Origin of the sequence: Thauera sedimentorum (assembly GCF_014489115.1) — a bacterium.
Lineage (GTDB): Bacteria > Pseudomonadota > Gammaproteobacteria > Burkholderiales > Rhodocyclaceae > Pseudothauera > Pseudothauera sedimentorum.
Window position 1 is genome coordinate 939,126 of the sequence record NZ_JACTAH010000001.1, and the last position, 19,890, is coordinate 959,015.

General features: G+C 66.9%; 23 protein-coding genes. 16 read left to right on the top strand and 7 right to left on the bottom strand.

The genetic code is table 11. The features are described from left to right. Positions 1–15 precede the first annotated feature (15 nt). From purN to IAI53_RS04235, 5 genes are all read left to right on the top strand, one after another. On the top strand, positions 16–663 hold the full coding sequence (gene purN, locus IAI53_RS04215; protein ID WP_187716877.1) for a phosphoribosylglycinamide formyltransferase: 648 nt from the start codon (positions 16–18) through the stop codon (positions 661–663). After that, positions 660–1,403 carry a DUF3108 domain-containing protein gene (locus IAI53_RS04220; RefSeq protein ID WP_187716878.1) on the top strand — a complete coding sequence of 248 codons (744 nt, stop codon included), beginning with the start codon at positions 660–662 and terminating at the stop codon, positions 1,401–1,403. Before purN ends, IAI53_RS04220 begins: the two co-directional genes overlap by 4 nt. A 41-nt stretch (positions 1,404–1,444) precedes the next feature. Continuing rightward, positions 1,445–2,728 carry an RsmB/NOP family class I SAM-dependent RNA methyltransferase gene (locus tag IAI53_RS04225; protein ID WP_187717953.1) on the top strand — a complete coding sequence of 428 codons (1,284 nt, stop codon included), beginning with the start codon at positions 1,445–1,447 and terminating at the stop codon, positions 2,726–2,728. Further along, positions 2,718–3,299, top strand: a complete 582-nt coding sequence (locus IAI53_RS04230; RefSeq protein ID WP_187716879.1) for a phospholipase D family nuclease — start codon at positions 2,718–2,720, stop codon at positions 3,297–3,299. The genes IAI53_RS04225 and IAI53_RS04230 overlap by 11 nt, the downstream gene beginning before the upstream one ends. Positions 3,300–3,409: 110 nt before the next feature. Next, the gene (locus tag IAI53_RS04235) at positions 3,410–4,579 is read left to right on the top strand and encodes a DesA family fatty acid desaturase (RefSeq protein WP_187716880.1); all 1,170 of its coding nucleotides are present in this window, start codon (positions 3,410–3,412) and stop codon (positions 4,577–4,579) included. An 81-nt stretch (positions 4,580–4,660) separates the two neighbouring features. On the opposite strand, the gene IAI53_RS04240 is transcribed toward IAI53_RS04235, so the two are convergent. Beyond that, positions 4,661–5,224 carry a hypothetical protein gene (locus IAI53_RS04240; RefSeq protein WP_225433133.1) on the bottom strand — a complete coding sequence of 188 codons (564 nt, stop codon included), beginning with the start codon at positions 5,222–5,224 and terminating at the stop codon, positions 4,661–4,663. A 292-nt stretch (positions 5,225–5,516) separates the two neighbouring features. On the opposite strand from IAI53_RS04240, the gene IAI53_RS04245 reads away from it, so the two are divergent. Beyond that, positions 5,517–5,849, top strand: a complete 333-nt coding sequence (locus IAI53_RS04245; RefSeq protein WP_187716881.1) for a hypothetical protein — start codon at positions 5,517–5,519, stop codon at positions 5,847–5,849. A gap of 16 nt (positions 5,850–5,865) precedes the next feature. Here IAI53_RS04245 and IAI53_RS04250 read toward each other — a convergent pair whose 3' ends face one another. The 4 genes from IAI53_RS04250 to IAI53_RS04265 form a co-directional block, all read right to left on the bottom strand. Beyond that, positions 5,866–6,525 (bottom strand): cytochrome b/b6 domain-containing protein, encoded by a 660-nt coding sequence (locus IAI53_RS04250; protein WP_187716882.1) that lies wholly within the window; start codon positions 6,523–6,525, stop codon positions 5,866–5,868. 2 nt (positions 6,526–6,527) lie between these two features. Then, positions 6,528–8,108, bottom strand: a complete 1,581-nt coding sequence (locus IAI53_RS04255) for a tetrathionate reductase family octaheme c-type cytochrome (RefSeq protein WP_187716883.1) — start codon at positions 8,106–8,108, stop codon at positions 6,528–6,530. 35 nt (positions 8,109–8,143) lie between these two features. Beyond that, complete coding sequence (petA, locus tag IAI53_RS04260; RefSeq protein WP_187716884.1) at positions 8,144–8,734, bottom strand: ubiquinol-cytochrome c reductase iron-sulfur subunit; 591 nt, start codon at positions 8,732–8,734, stop codon at positions 8,144–8,146. 353 nt (positions 8,735–9,087) lie between these two features. Next, positions 9,088–10,425: a sigma-54 interaction domain-containing protein gene (locus IAI53_RS04265; RefSeq protein ID WP_187716885.1), complete on the bottom strand. Its 1,338-nt coding sequence runs from the start codon at positions 10,423–10,425 to the stop codon at positions 9,088–9,090. Positions 10,426–10,609: 184 nt separating this feature from the next. Between IAI53_RS04265 and cydP the strand changes: the two genes are divergently transcribed. From cydP to IAI53_RS04305, 8 genes are all read left to right on the top strand, one after another. Next, on the top strand, positions 10,610–10,810 hold the full coding sequence (cydP, locus tag IAI53_RS04270; protein ID WP_187716886.1) for a cytochrome oxidase putative small subunit CydP: 201 nt from the start codon (positions 10,610–10,612) through the stop codon (positions 10,808–10,810). Continuing rightward, positions 10,788–12,344 carry a cytochrome ubiquinol oxidase subunit I gene (locus IAI53_RS04275; protein WP_187716887.1) on the top strand — a complete coding sequence of 519 codons (1,557 nt, stop codon included), beginning with the start codon at positions 10,788–10,790 and terminating at the stop codon, positions 12,342–12,344. The genes cydP and IAI53_RS04275 overlap by 23 nt, the downstream gene beginning before the upstream one ends. A gap of 14 nt (positions 12,345–12,358) precedes the next feature. Beyond that, entirely contained in the window at positions 12,359–13,498 is a 1,140-nt protein-coding gene (gene cydB, locus IAI53_RS04280; protein ID WP_187716888.1) for a cytochrome d ubiquinol oxidase subunit II, read from the top strand. A gap of 16 nt (positions 13,499–13,514) precedes the next feature. Further along, a complete protein-coding gene (gene cydX / locus IAI53_RS04285) occupies positions 13,515–13,646 on the top strand; it encodes a cytochrome bd-I oxidase subunit CydX (protein ID WP_187716889.1) in 132 nt (43 codons plus the stop codon). Next, positions 13,636–13,935 carry a cyd operon YbgE family protein gene (locus IAI53_RS04290; protein WP_187716890.1) on the top strand — a complete coding sequence of 100 codons (300 nt, stop codon included), beginning with the start codon at positions 13,636–13,638 and terminating at the stop codon, positions 13,933–13,935. Before cydX ends, IAI53_RS04290 begins: the two co-directional genes overlap by 11 nt. 4 nt (positions 13,936–13,939) lie before the next feature. Then, entirely contained in the window at positions 13,940–14,638 is a 699-nt protein-coding gene (locus tag IAI53_RS04295) for an MBL fold metallo-hydrolase (RefSeq protein ID WP_187716891.1), read from the top strand. Positions 14,639–14,736: 98 nt separating this feature from the next. Next, a complete protein-coding gene (locus IAI53_RS04300; RefSeq protein WP_187716892.1) occupies positions 14,737–16,092 on the top strand; it encodes an NAD(P)/FAD-dependent oxidoreductase in 1,356 nt (451 codons plus the stop codon). A gap of 13 nt (positions 16,093–16,105) precedes the next feature. Beyond that, on the top strand, positions 16,106–16,459 hold the full coding sequence (locus tag IAI53_RS04305) for a DUF5368 domain-containing protein (protein WP_187716893.1): 354 nt from the start codon (positions 16,106–16,108) through the stop codon (positions 16,457–16,459). Positions 16,460–16,478: 19 nt separating this feature from the next. Here IAI53_RS04305 and queD read toward each other — a convergent pair whose 3' ends face one another. Continuing rightward, a complete protein-coding gene (queD, locus tag IAI53_RS04310; RefSeq protein WP_187716894.1) occupies positions 16,479–16,928 on the bottom strand; it encodes a 6-carboxytetrahydropterin synthase QueD in 450 nt (149 codons plus the stop codon). Between the two features lie 77 nt (positions 16,929–17,005). On the opposite strand from queD, the gene IAI53_RS04315 reads away from it, so the two are divergent. Beyond that, on the top strand, positions 17,006–17,857 hold the full coding sequence (locus IAI53_RS04315; RefSeq protein ID WP_187716895.1) for a radical SAM protein: 852 nt from the start codon (positions 17,006–17,008) through the stop codon (positions 17,855–17,857). 33 nt (positions 17,858–17,890) lie between these two features. On the opposite strand, the gene IAI53_RS04320 is transcribed toward IAI53_RS04315, so the two are convergent. Then, a complete protein-coding gene (locus IAI53_RS04320; protein WP_187716896.1) occupies positions 17,891–18,187 on the bottom strand; it encodes a helix-turn-helix domain-containing protein in 297 nt (98 codons plus the stop codon). Positions 18,188–18,625: 438 nt separating this feature from the next. Between IAI53_RS04320 and IAI53_RS04325 the strand changes: the two genes are divergently transcribed. Then, the gene (locus tag IAI53_RS04325; RefSeq protein WP_187716897.1) at positions 18,626–19,849 is read left to right on the top strand and encodes an aspartate kinase; all 1,224 of its coding nucleotides are present in this window, start codon (positions 18,626–18,628) and stop codon (positions 19,847–19,849) included. The last annotated feature ends 41 nt before the right edge of the window (positions 19,850–19,890 follow it).

Below are 19,890 nucleotides of genomic sequence, written 5' to 3' on the forward strand. Positions count from 1 at the left end.
TTCCCTCACAGGATCATGAAGTCCATCGTCATTCTCGTTTCCGGCCGCGGCAGCAACATGGAGGCCATCGTGCGCGCGGCCATCCCCGGTGCGCGCATCGCTGCGGTGATCAGCAACCGCCCCGACGCCAAGGGCCTGCAGTTCGCCGCCGAACAGGGCATCGCCACCGCGGTGGTCGATCACAAGGCCTATGCCGACCGCGAGGCTTTCGACACCGCGCTGGCCGAATCCATCGAAGCCTACGCGCCGGACCTGGTGGTGCTGGCCGGATTCATGCGCGTGCTCACCGACGGTTTCGTGCGCCGCTTCGAAGGCCGCCTGCTCAACATCCACCCCTCGCTGCTGCCGTCCTTCCCGGGCCTGCATACCCACCGCCGCGCGCTGGAAGCCGGGGTGCGGGTGCATGGTGCCACGGTGCATTTCGTCACCCCCGCGCTCGACTGCGGACCGGTGGTGATCCAGGCGGTGGTGCCGGTGATGGATGGCGACGACGAGGAGCGCCTGGCCGCCCGGGTGCTGGTCGAGGAACACCGCATCTATCCGCAGGCGGTGCGCTGGTTCGTCGACGGCCGCTTGCGGCTCGACGGCAACCGCGTGCACCTGGCCGACGAGCCGCAAGCGGGCGCGGCGCTGGTGGTGCCGGCACTGGAGTCGGTGCGATGAACGCCTTGTTGCTGCGCGCGGGACGGCGTCTGGCGCTGCTGGTGCTGATGGCCGTGATGCCCATGTTTGCCCAGGCCGCTGACTGGCCGGCAAGCGGGGAGATCGTCTACCAGATCACCATGGGCGACGGGCCGCAGATCGGCGAGGCGCGGCACAGCTGGTCGCATGACGGACGGCAGTACCGCATGCAGACCGCGGTACGCACGGTCGGACTGGCGGCATTGATCAAGAACCTGCATTACGTGCAGCGCAGCGAAGGCGAAGTGACGGCCAAGGGCTTGCGCCCTGCGCGTTTCAGCGTGGAGCGTGAAGGGAAACTGGCCGAACTCGCCGAATTCGACTGGCAGCGCAAGCTCGTGGCCCATACCCGCAAAGGGCGCACCCGCGAATCCGCACTGCTGGCCAACGACCAGGATGTGCTCAGCCTGTGGCATCAGGTGTCCATCGGCAACGGACGGCCGCTGCCCGGGACGCTCAATGTGGTGACTGGGCGCAAGGCCGCCGATTCGACCCTGGCCTGGGTGGGCGATGAAACCGTCGAACTGCCGATGGGGCGGATCAAGGCCAGGCGGCTCAAGGCACGGGCGGTCGATGGCAGCATGGAGATCGAGGTGTGGTTCGCGGCCGAGCAGCACATGCTGCCGGTGCGGATCCGGATGACCGACGACGATGGTGAGGTGCTGGACCAGCGTGCCAGCGAACTGCGCATCGGCGAGGCCACAACTGGAAAGGGTTCATGAAGGCGAACGGAAAGCAGGGCAAGCAGAACAAGAAGCCGGTGATGGCACCGAAGGTCAACGCCGCGGGGGTCAGCCGCCCGCTGCTGGTGCAGGCCACCCAGGTGCTGGGGGCGGTGCTGAGCATGGAACATCCGGCCGATGCGGTGCTCTCGCGGCATTTCCGCGAGAACCACGCGCTGGGCCAGCGCGACCGTGCTTTTGTCGCCGAGGCCATCTACGGCGTACTGCGCCGGCTGCGCTGGCTGCACCGCCTGGCCGGTGCCGAGGCGACCGCGCGCCAGTTGCTGCTGGCCTGGCTGGCACGCGGCGAAGGCTGGCCGATGCGCCACTTCGAGGACGTCACCTCGCCCGCCGAGCGCGAATGGATCGCCGGGCTGAAGGCGCAGGACATGGACGAGGGCAGTCTCGCCGAACGCGCCGACCTGCCCGACTGGCTGGCCGAGCGCCTGCTCGCCGGCACCGACGAAGCCGGTCTGCTGGCCCTGGCGCACAGCCTCAACCGCCCGGCGCCGCTCGACCTGCGCGCCAACCTGATCAAGACCGACCGTGACGCGCTGCTCGCCCGCCTGAAGGCCGACGGCATCGCGGCCGAGGCCGGTGCCCTGTCGCCGCAGGCTATCCGCCTGGCCGGCAAGCCGGCGCTGCAGAAGCATCCGGCCTTCCTCGACGGCAGCTTCGAGGTGCAGGATCAGGGCTCGCAGTTGCTCGGTTTCCTGGTGCAGCCCAAGCGCGGCGAGATGGTGGTGGATTTCTGCGCCGGCGCCGGCGGCAAGACCCTGCAACTGGGCGCGATGATGCGCTCGACCGGGCGGCTCTACGCCTTCGACGTGTCCGAGCGGCGGCTGGCCAAGCTCAAGCCACGCATGGCGCGTGCCGGGCTTTCCAACGTGCATCCGACGGTGATCGCCCACGAGAACGATGCCAAGGTCAAGCGCCTGGCCGGCAAGGCCGACCGCGTGCTGGTCGACGCGCCCTGCAGCGGCCTGGGCACGCTGCGCCGCAACCCCGACCTGAAGTGGCGCCAGAGTCCCGAATCGGTGGCCGAGATGGTCGCCAAGCAGGGCGGCATCCTGGCCTCGGCCGCGCGCCTGGTGCGCCCCGGCGGCCGGCTGGTGTATGCCACCTGCAGCCTGCTCGCCGAGGAGAACGACGGCGTGGTGGACGCCTTCCTGGCCGCGCACCCGGAATTCCGCGAGGTGAGCGCGCAGGAAGTGCTGGCGAAACAGGACATTGCGCTGGAAACCGGCACCCGCCTGCGCCTGTCGCCGGTGGAGCACGACACCGACGGGTTCTTCGCCGCGGTGCTGGAGCGCAATGCGGGTTGAGGTCGTGCTCGCGCTGGTGGCGTTGGGCGCCTGCGCGCCTGCAGCCGCCGGCGAACGCCTGCCCGCACAGGGCAGTGTGGAAGTGGTCTTTTCCCCGGCGGACGACCCCGAGGCGGTGCTGGTCGAGCTGATCGGCGCCGCACGCCGCAGCCTGCAGGTGCAGGCCTACGTGTTCACCAGCCGCAAGCTCGCCACGGCCCTGGTCGAGGCGCAGCGCCGCGGGGTGGTGGTGGAGGTGCTGGCCGACGCGCAGATGCACAAGAGCGGGCGCAACGCGCTGCCGCAGCTGCTCGAGGCCGGCATTCCGGTGGCCTTCGAGACCGCCTATGCGGCCGCGCACAACAAGGTGCTGATCGTCGACGCGGCCGGTCCCGGCTGTGCGGTGGCGACCGGTTCGTACAACTACACCTGGTCTGCGCGCAACCGCAACGCCGAGAACCTCATCGTGCTGCGCGACAACTGCGCGCTGGCGCAGCTCTACCTGCGCAACTGGCAGCGCCACCGCGAAGCGGCCACCGAGCTGCGCAGCCTGCCCTGGGAGCCCCGGCCCGGGGCTTCGCCGGACGGCTGAACTTACGTCCCGTGCCGGAGTCTCTGCAGGGGTCGCCGGGCGCTTGTCGGGCGGCGTGTGCGGCGTAGAATCTTCCGGCCGCATCATCCACAAGAAGGACACACGCACGCATGTATCTCGGTCTGATCGATCTGCCCTGGTGGGGCTACGTCCTCGTCACCCTGGCGCTGACGCATGTCACCATCGCCTCGGTGACCATCTTCCTGCACCGTCACCAGGCCCACCGGGCGCTGGAGCTGCACCCGATCGCCAGCCATTTCTTCCGCCTCTGGCTGTGGCTCACCACCGGCATGGTGACCAAGGAATGGGCCGCCATCCATCGTAAGCACCACGCCAAGTGCGAAACCGTCGAGGACCCCCACAGCCCGCAGACCCGCGGCCTGCTGAAAGTGCTGCTGGAGGGCGCCGAGCTCTATCGCGCCGAGGCCAAGAACCCCGAGACGCTGGCGCGCTACGGCCACGGCACGCCGGACGACTGGCTGGAACGCAAGGTATACCGCCACTCCGTCCTGGGCGTGTCGATCATGATGATCATCGACCTGGTGCTGTTCGGCCCGGTCGGCCTGAGCATCTGGGCGATGCAGATGGTGTGGATCCCGTTCTGGGCGGCCGGCGTGGTCAATGGGCTGGCGCACTTCTGGGGCTACCGCAACTTCAACTGCGCGGATGCCTCCACCAACCTGCTGCCCTGGGGCATCCTGATCGGCGGCGAGGAACTGCACAACAACCACCACAGCTTCGCCACCTCGGCCAAGCTGTCGGCCAAGTGGTACGAGTTCGACATCGGCTGGATGTACATCCGCATCCTCGCCATGCTCGGCCTGGCCACCCCGCGCAAGGTGATCCCCAAGCCGCGCTTCGATGCGGCCAAGCAGGTGGCCGATCTCGATACGCTGCAGGCGGTGATCACCCATCGCTACGACGTGATGACGCGCTACGTGGCCTCGCTCAAGCGCATCTGCAAGGACGAGATCGCGCAGCTCAAGACCCGCCATGCGGGCCGCTTCGACCCCAAGGCGCTGCGCCGCTGGGTGCTCTCGGGCGAAGACCGCCATCTGGACGAGCACGAGAAGCGCCAGTTCGCCGAGGTGCTGCGCGACAGCACGGCGCTGGCCACGGTGGTGGCGATGCGTGAGGAACTGGCGGCGATCTGGGCGCGCTCCAATGCCACCCGCGAGCAGTTGCTGGCCCAGTTGCACGACTGGATCCAGCGTGCGGAGCAGAGCGGCATCCAGCAACTCCAGGAGTTTTCGCTGCGCCTGCGGCGCTACGCGCTGTAACCCGCACCGGGCGGGTTCACGACAAAGGGCGGGGAATCATCCCCGCCCTTTGTTTTGCGCATGCGTGTTACGTGAAGCGGCTCAGCGATAAGCCCCTTCGTTCTTGTTGAAGATGATCCAGGTCAGGTGGCCGCTGCTCCAGTCGCCCACCGAGCCGCCGGAGAAGATCAGGCGGCCCTGGCCCTTGTAGATCAGTTCGTGGCGGTAGCGGTCGGCGCCGAAGTAGAAGGGGATCCAGGCCTTGCCGGTGACGTAGGAGCCCTGGTCCGAGGGCTGGCCGATCAGGTCCATCACCTGCCGCATCGGCATGCCGATCTTGAGCTTGGTGAACTTGCTGCCCGGGAAGGGCTTGCCGGTGATCTCACCTTCCCAGTCGTTGAGGCCCTTGACCTGCTGGCCGTGGCCGGCTTCGATCTTGGTGGAATCCACCACCTCGCCATTGGCGTTCATGCCCGGCGGGATTGCGCTGCTCTTCTGTTCCGCCGGCTTCTGCTCGGTCTGCGCGGCGGTGGCGGTCTTGCTGCTGTCGCTGGCCTCGCCTGCCTGGTCGCTGCTCTTGTTGAACGGGTTGGAAACGCAGGCGCTGAGCACGAATGCGCTGCACAGCGTCAGGGAAACGGTTCGGATGGTGTTGTGCTTCGACATGGCATCGTCCTGTGCGGATTGGGGCGAAAACCCGCGCAGCCCAGGGTGTGATCACAGTATCCGGGAGGGATCGCAGGGTGCTGTGAACATGCCCTGACGGCGGGGCGTTTCAGTGTAGTCGATGATCATGGCGCGCGTCGATCATCCGCCCGGTCAGGGAAAGCCCCAGTGCTAACCGCAGAAACTGTCGCCGGCCGCGAGCGTCGAAACCGCATGCAGGCAAGACCCGGCTGGCGGGCGGCATGGCGTTCAGCACGAGGCCCCTGCGTGCGCACCCGAGGAGGGACGGGACATGGGACAAAGATGGAATCGACTGCCGGGTTCGAGGCGCGAGCCGCCCGGCCTGGAGCGCACGGTGCTGCGCAAACTTCCGCTGCTGGCCTTGTGGGGTACCGCGGTGGCCGTCTTGCCGGCGCTGTTCGCCCGTGTGGCCTGGGGCGCGAGCACGAGCCCGGAAGTGTATCGCGCGGTGCACATGGCCGACATCTGGGCGCTGGGCAGCGTGACCCTGTTCTGGGCCGCGCTGCTCACCGTGGGCATCTTCTGCGTGGTGGTGCTGGTGATGAAGGGGCCGGCCTACATCGCCGACCGTTACGATCTGCCGGACAGCGACCGGCCCGACTGAGCCGGTCGCCCCGGGCTCAGGGTGCCTTGCGCGCCGTGGCAGGCTGCGCGCCGGGCTCGTGTTCGTCTTCGTCCTCCCAGCCGGTGATCATCGCCTTGATGTGGGCGAATACGGTGTGCCCGGTGGTGGTCAGATAGACGTGCACGATGAAGAACACCAGCATCATGAAGGCGCCGGCGGTGTGGGCGGTGGCCACCCAGTCCAGCGACAGCCAGCGGTCGATGCCGTAGTCGCCCCAGTAGGCGTAGAACAGGTAGAGCAGGCCGGACACCCAGATGATGGGCGAGACCACCGCCAGCAGGGCCAGGTAGGCCAGGCGCTGCAGCGGATTGTGCTTCTTGAGCACGGTCTTGCGGTAGGGGTGGGGCGCGCCGCGGAAGATGCCCCAGGCGTAGTAGCGCACCATGGCGTCCACCTTCTTCAGCGTGGGGATGTACTGGCGCCATTCCCCGGTGGTGAATTGCCAGAAGATGGTGAAGGCCCACAGCACCAGCAGCGTCCAGGCGGCCAGGGTGTGGTACTCCACCGCGCGCTGGAAGCCGAAGTTCTGGTAGGTGCCGGCGATCTCGAAGCCGGTGAGCATCATGAATATGATCAGCGCGGCCTGCGACCAGTGCCAGAAACGCTCGTAGCGCTTGAAGACGTACATGCGGCCGCTGGTTTGATGTTCGCTCATGGTCACTTCCCCCGGTAGTGGGTGAGGATGCGCAGCGCGCCGTGGATCAGCACGCCGGCCAGCGCGGCGGCTGCAGCCAGCCAGCCGAGCATGCGCAGCCAGGGCAGGCCGTCGCGGCCTGGCAGGTAGACGCCCTCTATGCCGGCGAGCCGCCCGTCGCGGCTGTGGCATTCGTGGCAGGCCACCGCGTCTTCCTTGGGGGCGACCATGTGGGTGATCGGCCAGATCATGCGGGTGGCGACGAAGTCGAACTTGCCGCTGTAGGGTTGGCCGGTGGCTGCGGCGCCGGCGGCCAGCGCGCGGGGCCAGTCGAAGTTGTACCAGAAGGCGGTGTCGTCCGGCGTGGCGGTGTGCGGCACCAGCAGGGTGCGGTGCTCCACGTCGTAGGGCTGCTTGCCATGGAAGACCTTCACCGGCCAGATGCGTGCGTCCGGGTCGCCGGGTTTGCCGTGGAAGGTGTTGATCGGCACTTCGGCAGACGGGTCGATGCGGGTGTCCACCGTGGTGTAGGTGACCTGGCCGTTGAACCACAGGTACTCGGGCACCACGTCCTCGCCGAGGACGAAGTCGCCCTTCTTGCTGTCGTAGATCACGTGGCCCTTGTCGTCCTTCTTCTGGAAGGGCTTGCCCGCGTCGGTGAGCTTGCCGGCAGTGGACCAGTCCCAGCCCATCTTGGTGGGCACGCCGCCGCGCGCGAAGCTGGGGATGTGGCAGGCCTGGCAGGCTAGCGTGTCGGTGTGGGCGTTGAGCCGGCCGGCCTGCAGCAGGCTCTCCTTGTGCGGCTTGTCACCGTGGCAGGACTGGCAGGTCGCCGGGTTGCGCTCGCTCTTCTGGCCACGTACCAGCGGGCCGTGCGGGTCGGCGGCGGTCATGGCGATGCGGCTGCCCGGCACCTTGTGCTCTTCTGCCTTGTGGCAGTCGCTGCAGGCGAAGTTCAGGCCGTCGGTGGCCATGTGCACATCCAGCTCGCGGCTCGCCTTGTTGAGCGAGGAGTCGAGGTCGCCATGCTTGACCCCGTCGCCGCCACCGCCGTAGTAGTGGCAGCTGCCGCAGGTCTCGCGCGAGGTGGGGCCGACATGCTGCGCCACCCAGGCGAGGTCGGTCGGTTCGAGGAACTTGCCCGATTTCGGCGGCCATTCCATGCGTTCGTAGGCCGGATGTCCGGCGAGGCCGGCGATCTTCTTGTAGCCGCCGGTGTTGTGGCAGGCCAGGCAGTCGACCTTGTCCTCGGCCGTGAAGTCGAAGCTGTCGTCCTTCCAGCCGTAGCCCACATGGCAGGACTGGCAGAAGGCTTCGTTGGACTTGTCGCCGATGCAGAAGCCGTTGAGCATGGTCTTCTTGCCCAGCTTGCTGCCGTCGACAGGGTTCTCGTATTCCCAGGTCCAGTGGCGGGTGGCCATCACCTGCTTGGCGGCCTCGGTGTGACAGGACAGGCAGGCGCGGGTGACCTCCTCGCCGCTGGCAAATGGCCCCTGCAGTTCCTTGAACTTGCCGTGGTCCGCTGTGGCGGCCAAAGCGGCGCCGCCGGCCCACAACGCGATGCCGACGGCGAGCGCCGCCGCCCGGCTGATGATTGTTTGCATGCTCGTCTCCTCCCTTATCGTTATCGTAGGTTTCGTCAGGCTGCGCCGCCGCCATCGTCACCGATCAGCAGCTTGGTCGCGCTGAGCCAGGCATGTGGCGGTATCTCCAGGTTGGTGGGCGCCGGCTGGTGGCGGAATACCCTTCCGGCGAGATCGAAGATCGAGCCGTGGCAGGGGCACAGGAAGCCGCCGGGCCAGTCCGCTCCCAGCCCGCTGGCCGGGCCGGCCTGCAGCTTCTCGCTGGGCGAGCAGCCCAGGTGGGTGCAGATGCCGATCACCACCAGGTATTCCTCGTTGATCGCACGCTGGCGGTTCGCGGCATAGTCCGGCTGTAGCGATGCGGCGGACAGCGGGTCGGCCAGGCGATCCTCGTGTCCGCTGAGGCTTGCAAGCATCTCGGGCGTGCGGCGCAGGATCCAGACCGGTTTGCCGCGCCACTCCGCGGTCATCATCTCGCCGGGGGCGAGCTTGGCGACATCGGCTTCGACCGGTGCGCCGGCGGCCTTGGCGCGCTCAGAAGGGGTCAGGCTGGCGACGAATGGGACGGCCGTTGCCGCGGCGGCGGCGGCGCCTGCGGCCGAGGTGGCGATCAGCAAATTGCGACGATCCCTGGCAAGTTCCGGCATCGCGGGTACTCCCTGAACGGATTCAAAAAAAGTGCCGGGCATCATCGATGCCCGGCAGCCAAGGTGAAGCGGGAGCCCGGAGACTCGGGTAACGGCCCCTGCTGGGGGTTGGGGGACGTCGAGGTGACGCTGCAGCGACCGTTTGGGCAAGTACTCCCGCTTCTGACGGGAGTTAACTCAAGTAGCGTGCCAGCCGGGTCTATTGGTCGAATTTTGGTGAGCGTTCGTTAAAAAACAAAGGCTTAAATAATGTGTCCAGCCGTTCCAGATGATCAGGTTGACTGCCAGAAATGCCGTTTGTGGCGTTTTCTGGCAGACGCTGGCGGACGACTGGCAGCTTCCCGGTCAGGCCGCTATTCCTGCTGGTACTGCCTGAGCTTGCGGTACAGGGTGCGCTCGCTGAGTCCGAGCTTCTCGGCCAGCGCCTTGCGGCTGCCGCGGTGGGCATGCACGACCTGCAGGAAGCTGCGCCGCTCGATGTCGTCCCAGCTCGGTGCGCCGTCCGCGCTGCGGTGGCGCTGTCCATCGGCGTCGCTTGCGTCGGCAGTCGCCGCGGGGATGCGCAGCTCCTCGTCCAGATGCTCCGCGCCGATCTCGTCGCCGTCGCACATCAGGCTGGCACGCTCGAGCACGTTGCGCAGTTCGCGCACGTTGCCCGGAAAGCTGTAGGCAGTGAGCACCGCCATGGCGGCCGGCGAGACGCGCAGCCGGCGCCCGGCGGCGACACGGGCGAGCAGCGACTCCACCAGCAGGGGAATGTCGCTGGCGCGCTCGCGCAGCGGCGGCACGGTGATCGGGAAGGTATTGATGCGGTAGTAGAGATCCTGGCGGAAGCTGCCCTGCGCGATCATGCGCTTGAGCGGCCGGTGAGTGGCCGATACCAGGCGGATGTCGGCGCGGCGCAGTTCGGTGGAGCCCACCCGGCGGTAGGTGCCGGTTTCCAGCAGGCGCAGCAGCTTGACCTGCATGCCCAGCGGGATGTCGCCGACTTCGTCGAGGAAGAGGGTGCCGCCGCTGGCCGCCTCCACCAGGCCGGGCTTGCGGCTGGTGGCACCGGTGAAGGCGCCGCGTTCATGGCCGAAGACTTCGCTCTCGAACAGGGTCTCCGGCAGGCCCGAGCAGTCCACCGCGACGAAGGGATGGTCCGCCCGGTGGCTGGCGGCGTGAATGGCGTTGGCCACCAGCTCCTTGCCGGTGCCCGATTCGCCCTGCAGCAGGATGCTGGCGTTGGAGGGCGCGGCGCGTGCGATCAGCCCCAGCATGTGCTGGAAGCTTGGTGCGCGACCCACCAGTCCGGCATGGTCGGAGAGGCCGCGCGCCACGTTCATCGGCTCCATCTTTTCGATGAACCAGGCGATCTCGCCGCTGGCGTCGCGAATCGGCGAGAGCTCGATGTTCACGTATTCCTCGCCGCGCGGGGTGTGGTGCAGGTGCAGCACGCGCTCGCGCTGGCCGGACTTCAAGCCCTTGGCCAGTGGGCAGGACTCACCGGCCTGGTCGCAGGGGACGTTGTAACGGTGGGAGACCTCGTAGCAGGTGCGCCCGATCACGCTGCGCCCGGTGGCGAAGCCGGCGCGGTAGGCCGCGTTGGCCGCGATGATGCGGTAATCGCGGTCGCACAGGATGTGCGGCTCCGGCAGGGTGTCCAGAAAGGACAGGAGTTCGGGCAGGGGGCGGGTGTCGTTGTGCATGGCGCTGTCCAGAGTGGCAGCGGACTGGCAGTCCGCACTGTCAGAGTGTCCTTGCTGGCAGTTCCGCGGTCAATCCTGTTGTGTCGGTTCGTGAGCGAAACTTGATTCAAAGCAATGATTTGCCGCGCCCGCGGGGTGACTGGCACGCCCCTTGATACATGCGGGACGTACCCCGGAGAAAGACATGCAAGCATCCGACCGGAAACTGCTGCGCGAGATCGTCGTGGTCGTCGTGCTCAAGCTGGTGCTGATCACCGCCCTGTGGTGGGTGTTCATCCGCGACCACAAGGTCGAGGTGGATACCGCACGCATGGCGGTGCACGCGGCCGGGGGCGTACAACAACCTGACGACGGAGAGACCGATGGTCACAGAGCAACTCGTTGACCTCTCGCGGCTGCAGTTTGCCGCGACCGCGATGTACCACTTCCTGTTCGTGCCGCTGACCCTCGGGATGGTCTGGCTGCTGGTGATCATGGAAAGTGCGTACGTGATGACCGGCAAGCTCATCTACAAGGACATGACCCGCTTCTGGGGCAAGCTGTTCGGCATCAACTTCGCGCTGGGCGTGACCACCGGGATCACGCTGGAATTCCAGTTCGGCACCAACTGGGCCTACTACTCACACTACGTGGGCGACATTTTCGGCGCGCCATTGGCCATCGAGGGGCTGATGGCCTTCTTCCTGGAATCGACCTTCATCGGCCTGTTCTTCTTCGGCTGGGACCGCCTGTCGCGGGTGCAGCACCTGATGGTGACCATCCTGATGGCGGTGGGCACCAACCTCTCCGCGCTGTGGATCCTGATCGCCAACGGCTGGATGCAGCACCCGGTGGGTGCCGAGTTCAGCTACGAGACCATGCGCATGGAGCTCACCGACTTCTGGGCGGTGATGTTCAACCCGGATGCGCAGGCCAAGTTCGTGCATACCGTGTCGGCCGGCTACGTGACCGGGGCGATGTTCGTGCTGGCGATCTCGGCCTGGTATCTGCTGCGCCGTCGCGATCTGGAGTTCGCCCGGCGCTCGTTCTCGATCGCCGCGGCCTTCGGCTTCGCCTCGGTGTGCTCGGTGATCGTGCTGGGCGACGAATCCGGCTACGTGGTGAGCGAGGCGCAGCAGACCAAGCTCGCCGCCATGGAGGCGATGTGGGAGACCGAGCCCGCACCGGCCAGCTTCAACGTCATCGCCATTCCCAACGAAGCGGAGATGAAGAACGACTACGCCCTGCACATCCCCTGGGTGATGGGCATCATCGGCACCCGCTCGCTGGACAAGGAGATGCCGGGCATCCGCGAGATCGTCGCGCGCAACCGCGAGCGGGTCGAAGTGGGCGTCGAGGCCGTGCGCCTGCTCGAAGCCCTGCGCGCCGACCCGGGCAACGCAGAGCTGCGCCAGCGCTTCGACGCGGTCAAGGACGATCTGGGCTTCGGCCTGCTGCTGAAGAAGTACGTCACCTCCATGGACGACGTCACCCCCGAGCTGATGGACCGCGCCGCGCGCGACACCATCCCGAAGGTGGCGCCGCTGTTCTGGAGCTTCCGCATCATGGTGGCGCTGGGCTTCGCCATGCTGGCGCTGTTCGGCCTGGCGCTGTGGTACTCGGTGAAGGGCAGCTTCGAGCACAAGCCCTGGCTGCTGCGCTGGGCGCTGTGGTTCCTGCCGGCGCCGTGGATCGCCTCCGAACTGGGCTGGATCGTCGCGGAGTATGGCCGTCAGCCCTGGACCATCTACGGCGTGCTGCCCACCCACCTGTCGGTGTCCACGCTGTCGGTGGAAAGCCTGTACGGCTCGCTCGCCGGCTTCGTCGGCTTCTACACCGTGCTGCTGATCGTCGAGATGTACCTGATGGTGCGCTTCGCCCGCCAGGGACCGGGCAGCCTGGGCACCGGCCGCTACATGAACGAAACCGCGCACGCCTGAGAGGATCCCGGATCATGATCATCGACTACCCGACCCTGAAACTCATCTGGTGGCTGCTGGTGGGCGTGCTGCTCGTCGGCTTCGCCATCATGGACGGCCACGACATGGGCGTGGGCACGCTGCTGCCCTTCGTCGGCAAGAACGACACCGAGCGCCGCGTGGTGATCAACACCGTCGGCCCGCACTGGGACGGCAACCAGGTGTGGTTCATCACCGGCGGCGGGGCGATCTTCGCTGCCTGGCCGATCGTCTATGCCACCGCCTTCTCCGGCTTCTACTGGGCGATGCTGGCGGTGCTGTGGGCGTTGTTCTTCCGCCCGGTAGGCTTCGACTACCGCAGCAAGATCCACAACGCCACCTGGCGCAGCACCTGGGACTGGGGCCTGTTCGTGGGCGGTTTCGTGCCGCCGGTGATCTTCGGCGTGGCCTTCGGCAACCTGTTGCAAGGCGTGCCCTTCCACTTCGACGACACCCTGGTGCCGTACTACACCGGCAGCTTCTGGGGCCTGCTCAATCCCTTCGCCCTGCTGTGCGGCGTGGTGGCCAGCGCGATGATCACCCTGCAGGGCGCGGTGTACCTGATGCACCGCACCGAGGACGAGATCTACGCCCGCAGCCGCAAGGCCATGCTGGGCGCGGGCATCGTGCTGCTGGCGGCCTTCAGTGCGGCCGGCGTGTGGGTGCAGGACATCCCCGGCTATGTGATCACCAGCGCCTTCGACTCCGCGGCGCTGCCCAACCCGCAGGCCAAGACGGTGGCGCGCGAGGCCGGCGCGTGGATGGCCAACTATCGTGCCATGCCTGCCACCTTGCTGGTGCCGGCGCTCGCCTACCTGGGCGTGATCGGCGCCGTCTGGCTGGCCTGGCGCGGACGTACGCTGGCGGCCTTCGTGGCCTCCTCGCTGGCCATCGTCGGGGTGATCGGCACCGCAGGGGTGTCGATGTTCCCCTTCGTGATGCCTTCGATCAGCGCGCCGGACATGAGCCTCACGGTGTGGGATGCGGTCTCCAGCCACCGCACGCTGACCATCATGTTCTGGGCCACGCTGATCTTCATGCCGCTGATCGTGCTCTACACCAGCTGGGCCTACAAGGTGATGTCCGGCAAGGTCACCGCGGCCTACGTGCGCGAGAACGAACACTCCGCCTACTGAAACAAGGAGAACACGAATGTGGTACTTCACCTGGATGCTGGGTATCGGCTTCGCCGTTCTGATGGCGATCCTCAACGTGCTGTGGATGGAGAATGAAGATGGACGGCGCAACAGCCTGCGGGCACGACGGGAAGGCGATGACGCCTGAGACCGGACGGGAGGTGGCGGCGCCGGTCGGGCAGGTCAAGCTGCTGGCCATCGCAGTTGCGCTGGCGATCACGCTCGGCGTCACCATCTACCCGCATGCGCTGGCCGGCCCCGACGGGGCGGCCGACCACTGGGCGGCCATGGCGGCCTTCTGGGCGATGAGCGCCGGCTATGTGAGCGGCGTCGGCTTCCGGCCGCAGCGCCTGGTGTTCCGCCTGATCTTCTCGGGCTGGACCTGCCTGGCGGCCTTGCTCCTGGCCGGTGCGCGCATGGCCTGGCTGTGGGGGTAGGGCGATGTACTTTCGCATCATCGAGGACAGCCGCTCCAGCGCCGTGGGCTACCTGCTGGCCGATGCCGAGCGGCAGTCCGCGGTGGCGATCGACCCGCCGCCCGGCCAGGAGGCGCTGATCTGCGCACTGCTCGACGAGTGCGGCCTGCGCCTGCAGCACGTCGCGCGGACCCATGTTCACCGGCCGGACCATGCCGGTTGCACGGGCCTGTGCAGCCGCACCGGCGCCTCCTGCGTTGCCGGTGTCGAAGCCGGCCTCGCGGACGCTGCGCGACAACTGGTGCATGGCGACACGCTGGTGTTCGGTGACGAGGTGCTGCATGTGCTCGCCACCCCCGGACATACCCCGGGCTGCATCAGCTTCCGCTGGCGGGACCGGCTGTTCTGCGGCGACGTGTTCGAGGTAGGCGGGTGTGCCGTCGGCGGCAGCGAATCCGACCCGGCGCTGCTCTACGACAGCCTGACGCAACGCATCTTCACCCTGCCCGACGAGACGCTGGTGTTTCCGTCCCATCGCTCGAAGGGGCGGACCGTGTCGACCGTGGCCGACGAACGGCGCCGCCACGCGCGGGTGATCGGTGGTTCGCGCGAAGGCTTCCTGACCGAGATGGCCTTCCGCCGGGTCGTCCATCCACGTTTGACGCAGGCCCTGAACGCTGCGGGGGATGAGCCCCGCGCAGGCAAGGGCGGGCTCGAGCGATGAGTCTATAACCATATAAGCGTACGATGATATACTGACGCCGAAACATCATTCGGCCAGGCGGCAAGGGGTCGCTTCGCCGGTACACGGAGGAGGCGAGGATGAGCTCTCAAGAACACGAAAACCGATTGCTGCAGAGTCTGGCGCGTGCGCCGCTCGATCGGCGAACCTTCCTGACCCTGGGTGCCGCCGGCGCGGGCAGCCTGATGCTGGGCGCCAAGCCGGCCCGGGCGGCCGAACGGGTCAGGACGGCGGCGCACATCGTCATTGCCGGCGCGGGCGCTGCCGGGCTGGCGACCGCGTCGCGGCTGGCCGCGCGTCTCGATGGCGCGAAGATCACCCTCATCGATGCGCGCAAGCCGCATTTCTACCAGCCCGGCTTCACCCTGGTGGCGGCGGGCATCAAGCCGGCCGACTACGTGGTGTCGACCACCGCCGAATACGTGCCGGGCGGTGTCGAGCTGATCGAGGAGGCCGTGGCCGAGTTCGACCCCGAGGGCAAGCGGGTGGTCACCGCCAGCGGCCGCGCCCTTGCCTACGACTACCTGGTGGTCGCCACCGGCCTCAAGCTCGACTACGAGGCCATCGAAGGCATGGACGTCTCGCTGATCGGCCAGAACGGCATGGGCAGCATCTACCACAGCCCGCAGGCCGCGGCGGCCACCTGGGGTGCGCTGTCGCAGTTTGCCGACCGTGGCGGGGTAGGGGTGTTCAGCCGCCCGGCCACCGAGATGAAATGTGCGGGCGCACCGCTCAAGTACACCTTCATCGCCGACGACCACCTGCGCCGGCGCGGCAATCGCGGCAAGGCGGAGATCATCTACAACGCCAACAACAAGTCGCTGTTCAGCGTGCCCATCGTGCATGAGAAGGTGCGCATGCTGTTCCGCGACCGTGGCATCAAGACCCACTACGACCGGGTGCTGACCCGCATCGAGCCGGGTCGCCGCGTGGCCACCTTCAGCACGCCGGACGGCCTGGTCGAGCAGCCCTACGACTTCATCAACGTGATCCCGCCGATGCGCGCGCCCGATGCGGTGCGCAACAGCCCGCTACGCTGGCAGGACGGCCCCTGGGCCGCAGACGGCTGGATGGACGTGGAGCGCGGCAACCTGCGCCACAAGCGCTACCCGGAGGTGTTCGGCATCGGCGACATCGCCGGCGTGCCCAAGGGCAAGACCGCGGCCAGCGTGAAGTGGCAGGTGCCGGTGGCGGTCGATCACCTGGTGGCGGACATCGCTGGCCGGCAGAGCGACGCGGTGTATGACGGCTACACTTCCTGCCCGCTGATCACCCGCCTGGGCCGGGCGATGCTGGTCGAGTTCGACTACGAGAACAACCTCACCCCGTCCTTCCCGGGCATCGTTGCGCCGCTGGAGGAACTGTGGGTGAGCTGGGTGATGAAGACCATGGCGCTCAAGCCCACCTACATCAGCATGCTGCGCGGTCGCGCCTGAGGAGGACGGAAAGATGAAAGAACTCGACCCGATGGTCTTCCTGGCCGTGTTCCAGGAAATGCTCGGCCCCTTGCTGTGGTTGCTGGTGTTGCTGGCGGTGGGCGGCATCGCCGCCTTCGTCGCGGTGCTGGTGAAGGAGCGCCACATCGTCAGCCGGCGCCTGGTGCGTGCCGAACTGCTGGGCCTGGTCGGCGGCGCGCTGTCGCTGGTGCTGATGGCCAAGGTGTCCTCGTCGGGCTTCACCGACGCGGGCGGGCCGGCCGACTGGTTCCTGATCGCGCTGGTGTTCGGCGTGGGTCTCGCCGGCACCACCATCCTGGTCTATGCGTTGGCCGGCTGGCGCGACCTGCTGAGCGGTTCGCGCTGAGCCGCAATGCGGGGCCGGTTCAGCCGGCCCCGCGAATGGCGTCCGCCCAGCAGTTGGGCGTCTCGAACAGGCGCACCTGCTCCAGTCGCAGGTCGTTGCCGTAGCTGTCCCGATACAGCGGGTCCAGGATCTCGAAGGCAAGCCGGGCAAGGTTCTCGGCCGTGGGGATGACGTCCAGCACCACGGTCTTGTGGCCCGGAATGCGGGCCAGCAGGTCGACCACCACGGTGTCGCCGCGATAGACCAGGAAGGCGTGATCCCACAGATCCACCAGATGGTGCTTGGCGATGGTCTTCACGTCGGCAAAATCCATCACCATGCCGTTGACCGGCTGGCCGGCCGCGTCGATGATGCGTCCTGAGAGCGTCACCTCGATCGCGTAGCGGTGGCCGTGCATGTGACGGCACTGGCTCGCGTGATCGGGAATCCGGTGTCCGGCGTCGAACTCCAGTCGGCGGGTGATGCGCATGATCAATCTCGGCGGTAAAGGGCGCGGATTATACACCGCGTGCAGTGCCGCCGCTGGCCGTTTTTCCTTCCGCCACAATGACTTCCAGCAAGATTGAGCTGAGCGTTCGCAATCATGACCGCGATCTTGCGGGCATGACCTACGTGTACCCGGTCCTGTCCCGCCGGGCCGGCGGCGTGTCGGTGGGGGTGAATCTCAACCCCAACAACGCCTGCAACTGGCACTGCGTGTACTGCCAGGTACCGGACCTCGTTCGCGGTGCCGCGCCGCTCATCGACCTGGCGCGGCTGGAGGCGGAACTCGACGGCTTTCTCAACGCGCTGGTCAACGGCGACTGGCTGCTGCGCAATGCGCCGGAAGGCGCGCGCGAAGTGCGCGACATCGCGCTCTCCGGCAACGGCGAACCGACCAGTGCGGCGGCCTTTCCCGAGGTCGTCGAACTCATCCATCGCCTGCGGCAGAAGTACGGTCTGACCCGGGTGCCGCTGCGGCTTATCACCAACGGCAGCCTGCTCGGCCGGGAGCGTGTGCGTGCCGGCATCGCGCGCATGGGCGAGATCGGCGGCGAGGTGTGGTTCAAGGTGGATGGCGGGCGGCCCGAGGATATCGAGCGCATCAACGGCGTGCGCATGCCGGTGGCCCGCGTGGTGCGCAACCTGGCCGCCTGCGCGCAGCTGTGTCCCACCTGGGCGCAGACCTGCGTGTTCCGCTGGGATGGCGTCGGACCGGATGCCCAGGCCCTGGCGGCCTATCTGGACGTGCTCGAGCGCGCCGGCAGCGACCGCCTGCGCGGTGTGCTGCTCTACGGCGTCGCGCGCCCGTCCATGCAGCCGGAGGCGCCGCGCGTCAGCCCGGTGAGTCTGGACGAGCTTGAATGCGTGGCCGAAGCCATCAGAAAAAAGGGGCTGACCGTAACGGTCAGCCCCTGATGCAGCCAGCCGCCGACGGCGGCGCTGCAGTGTTCAGCTGCGTTCCTTGCGCTTGGCGCGGGCTTCCTTCTTGAGCGACTTGTAGAGCTCGGGATTGCTGGCCTTGAGGTATTCGGCCACTTCCACGTCTTCCTTCTTGACCTTGTTGATGTCGATCTGCTCGATATGCACCAGGCGGAGCAGCGCCTGCACCGGGCGGGGGATGTTGCGGCCGCTCTCGTAGCGCGAACCGCCGCTCTGGGTGACGCCGATCTTGGACCAGAACTGCGACTGGTTCATGCCGAGCTTGCGGCGGATCTCGCGGACATCGATGTTGTCAACGTTTTTCATTGCCTCTCTTCCTGTCGAGTAATGTCAGGCGCGTTATGAGACACGACTGACTGATAATGGTTCCATACAACTTAAGTTGTATGATGAGCGCAGTATAGATCAGCATGTCCGGAACATACAACCACGATATGAACATAACTAGGGTTAACCACAGTCGACATGCGCTTACCCACTAGCCTGAAAGGGAAATTCGAAAGTTGTAACCCTATGTGAGTAGTGCTTTCGGCCGGTTTTCGTGCCCACTCCGGGCGCTTTCAGAAGGGCGTCCGGGAGGGCTTGAGCGCCACGTCTCGCGGCGCAGCGCGGCCAGTCATGCGGCCGCCTGCGGATTGGGCCGGCAACGCCCGCCGGGATGCCGGAAAACCCGCCTTCAAGCTGCCCTTTCGCTGCCACATTCGTTAGAATTGCGCCTTTTATCCACAGGCACTGGATACGACGATGGCACTGATAGTTCAGAAGTACGGCGGCACCTCGGTCGGCAGCCCGGAGCGCATCAAGAACGTCGCCAAGCGGGTGGCGAAGTTCCAGGCTCAGGGCCATCAGGTGATCGTCGTGGTTTCGGCGATGAGCGGCGAGACCAACCGCCTGATCGCGCTGACCAAGGAGGTTGCCGCCAACCCCGATCCGCGCGAGCTCGACGTGGTGGTGTCCACCGGCGAGCAGGTCACCATCGGCCTGCTGTGCATGGCCCTCAAGGACATCGGCCAGAAGGCCAAGAGCTACACCGGCGGCCAGGTGCGCATCCTCACCGACTCCTCGCACACCAAGGCGCGCATCCTGAACATCGACGAGGCGCCGATCCGCCGCGACCTCAACGAAGGCAACGTGGTCGTGGTGGCCGGCTTCCAGGGCGTTGACGAGCACGGCAACATCACCACCCTGGGCCGTGGCGGCTCCGACACCACCGGCGTGGCGCTGGCCGCCGCGCTGAAGGCCGACGAGTGCCAGATCTACACCGACGTCGACGGCGTCTATACCACCGACCCGCGCATCGTCCCGGAAGCGCGCAAGCTCGACACCATCACCTTCGAGGAAATGCTGGAAATGGCCAGCCTGGGCTCCAAGGTGCTGCAGATCCGCTCGGTCGAGTTTGCCGGCAAGTACAAGGTCAAGCTGCGCGTCCTCTCCAGCTTCCAGGAGGAAGGCGAGGGCACGCTCATCACTGTTGAGGAAGATTCGAACATGGAACAACCCGTCATCTCCGGCATCGCCTTCAACCGCGACGAAGCCAAGGTCACCGTGCTGGGCGTGCCCGACAAGCCCGGCATCGCCTACCAGATCCTCGGCCCGGTGGCCGATGCCAACGTCGACGTGGACATGATCATCCAGAACGTCAGCCACGACGGCACCACCGACTTCTCCTTCACCGTGTCGCGCGGCGACCTGGACAAGGCGGTCGGCATCCTGGAAGGCGTCAAGGCCCACATCGGCGCCCGTGCGGTGGAAAGCGACAAGACCGCCGCCAAGGTCTCGGTGGTCGGCGTCGGCATGCGCTCTCACCCCGGCGTGGCCTCCAAGATGTTCCGCACCCTGGCCGAGGAAGGCATCAACATCCAGATGATCTCCACCTCCGAGATCAAGATTTCGGTGGTCATCGAAGAGAAGTATCTGGAACTTGCGGTGCGCGTGCTGCACAAGGCTTTCGGCCTCGACGCCGCCTGAGCGCAAGTAAATTGACCGGGAGGCGCCGAATCGCTATGATC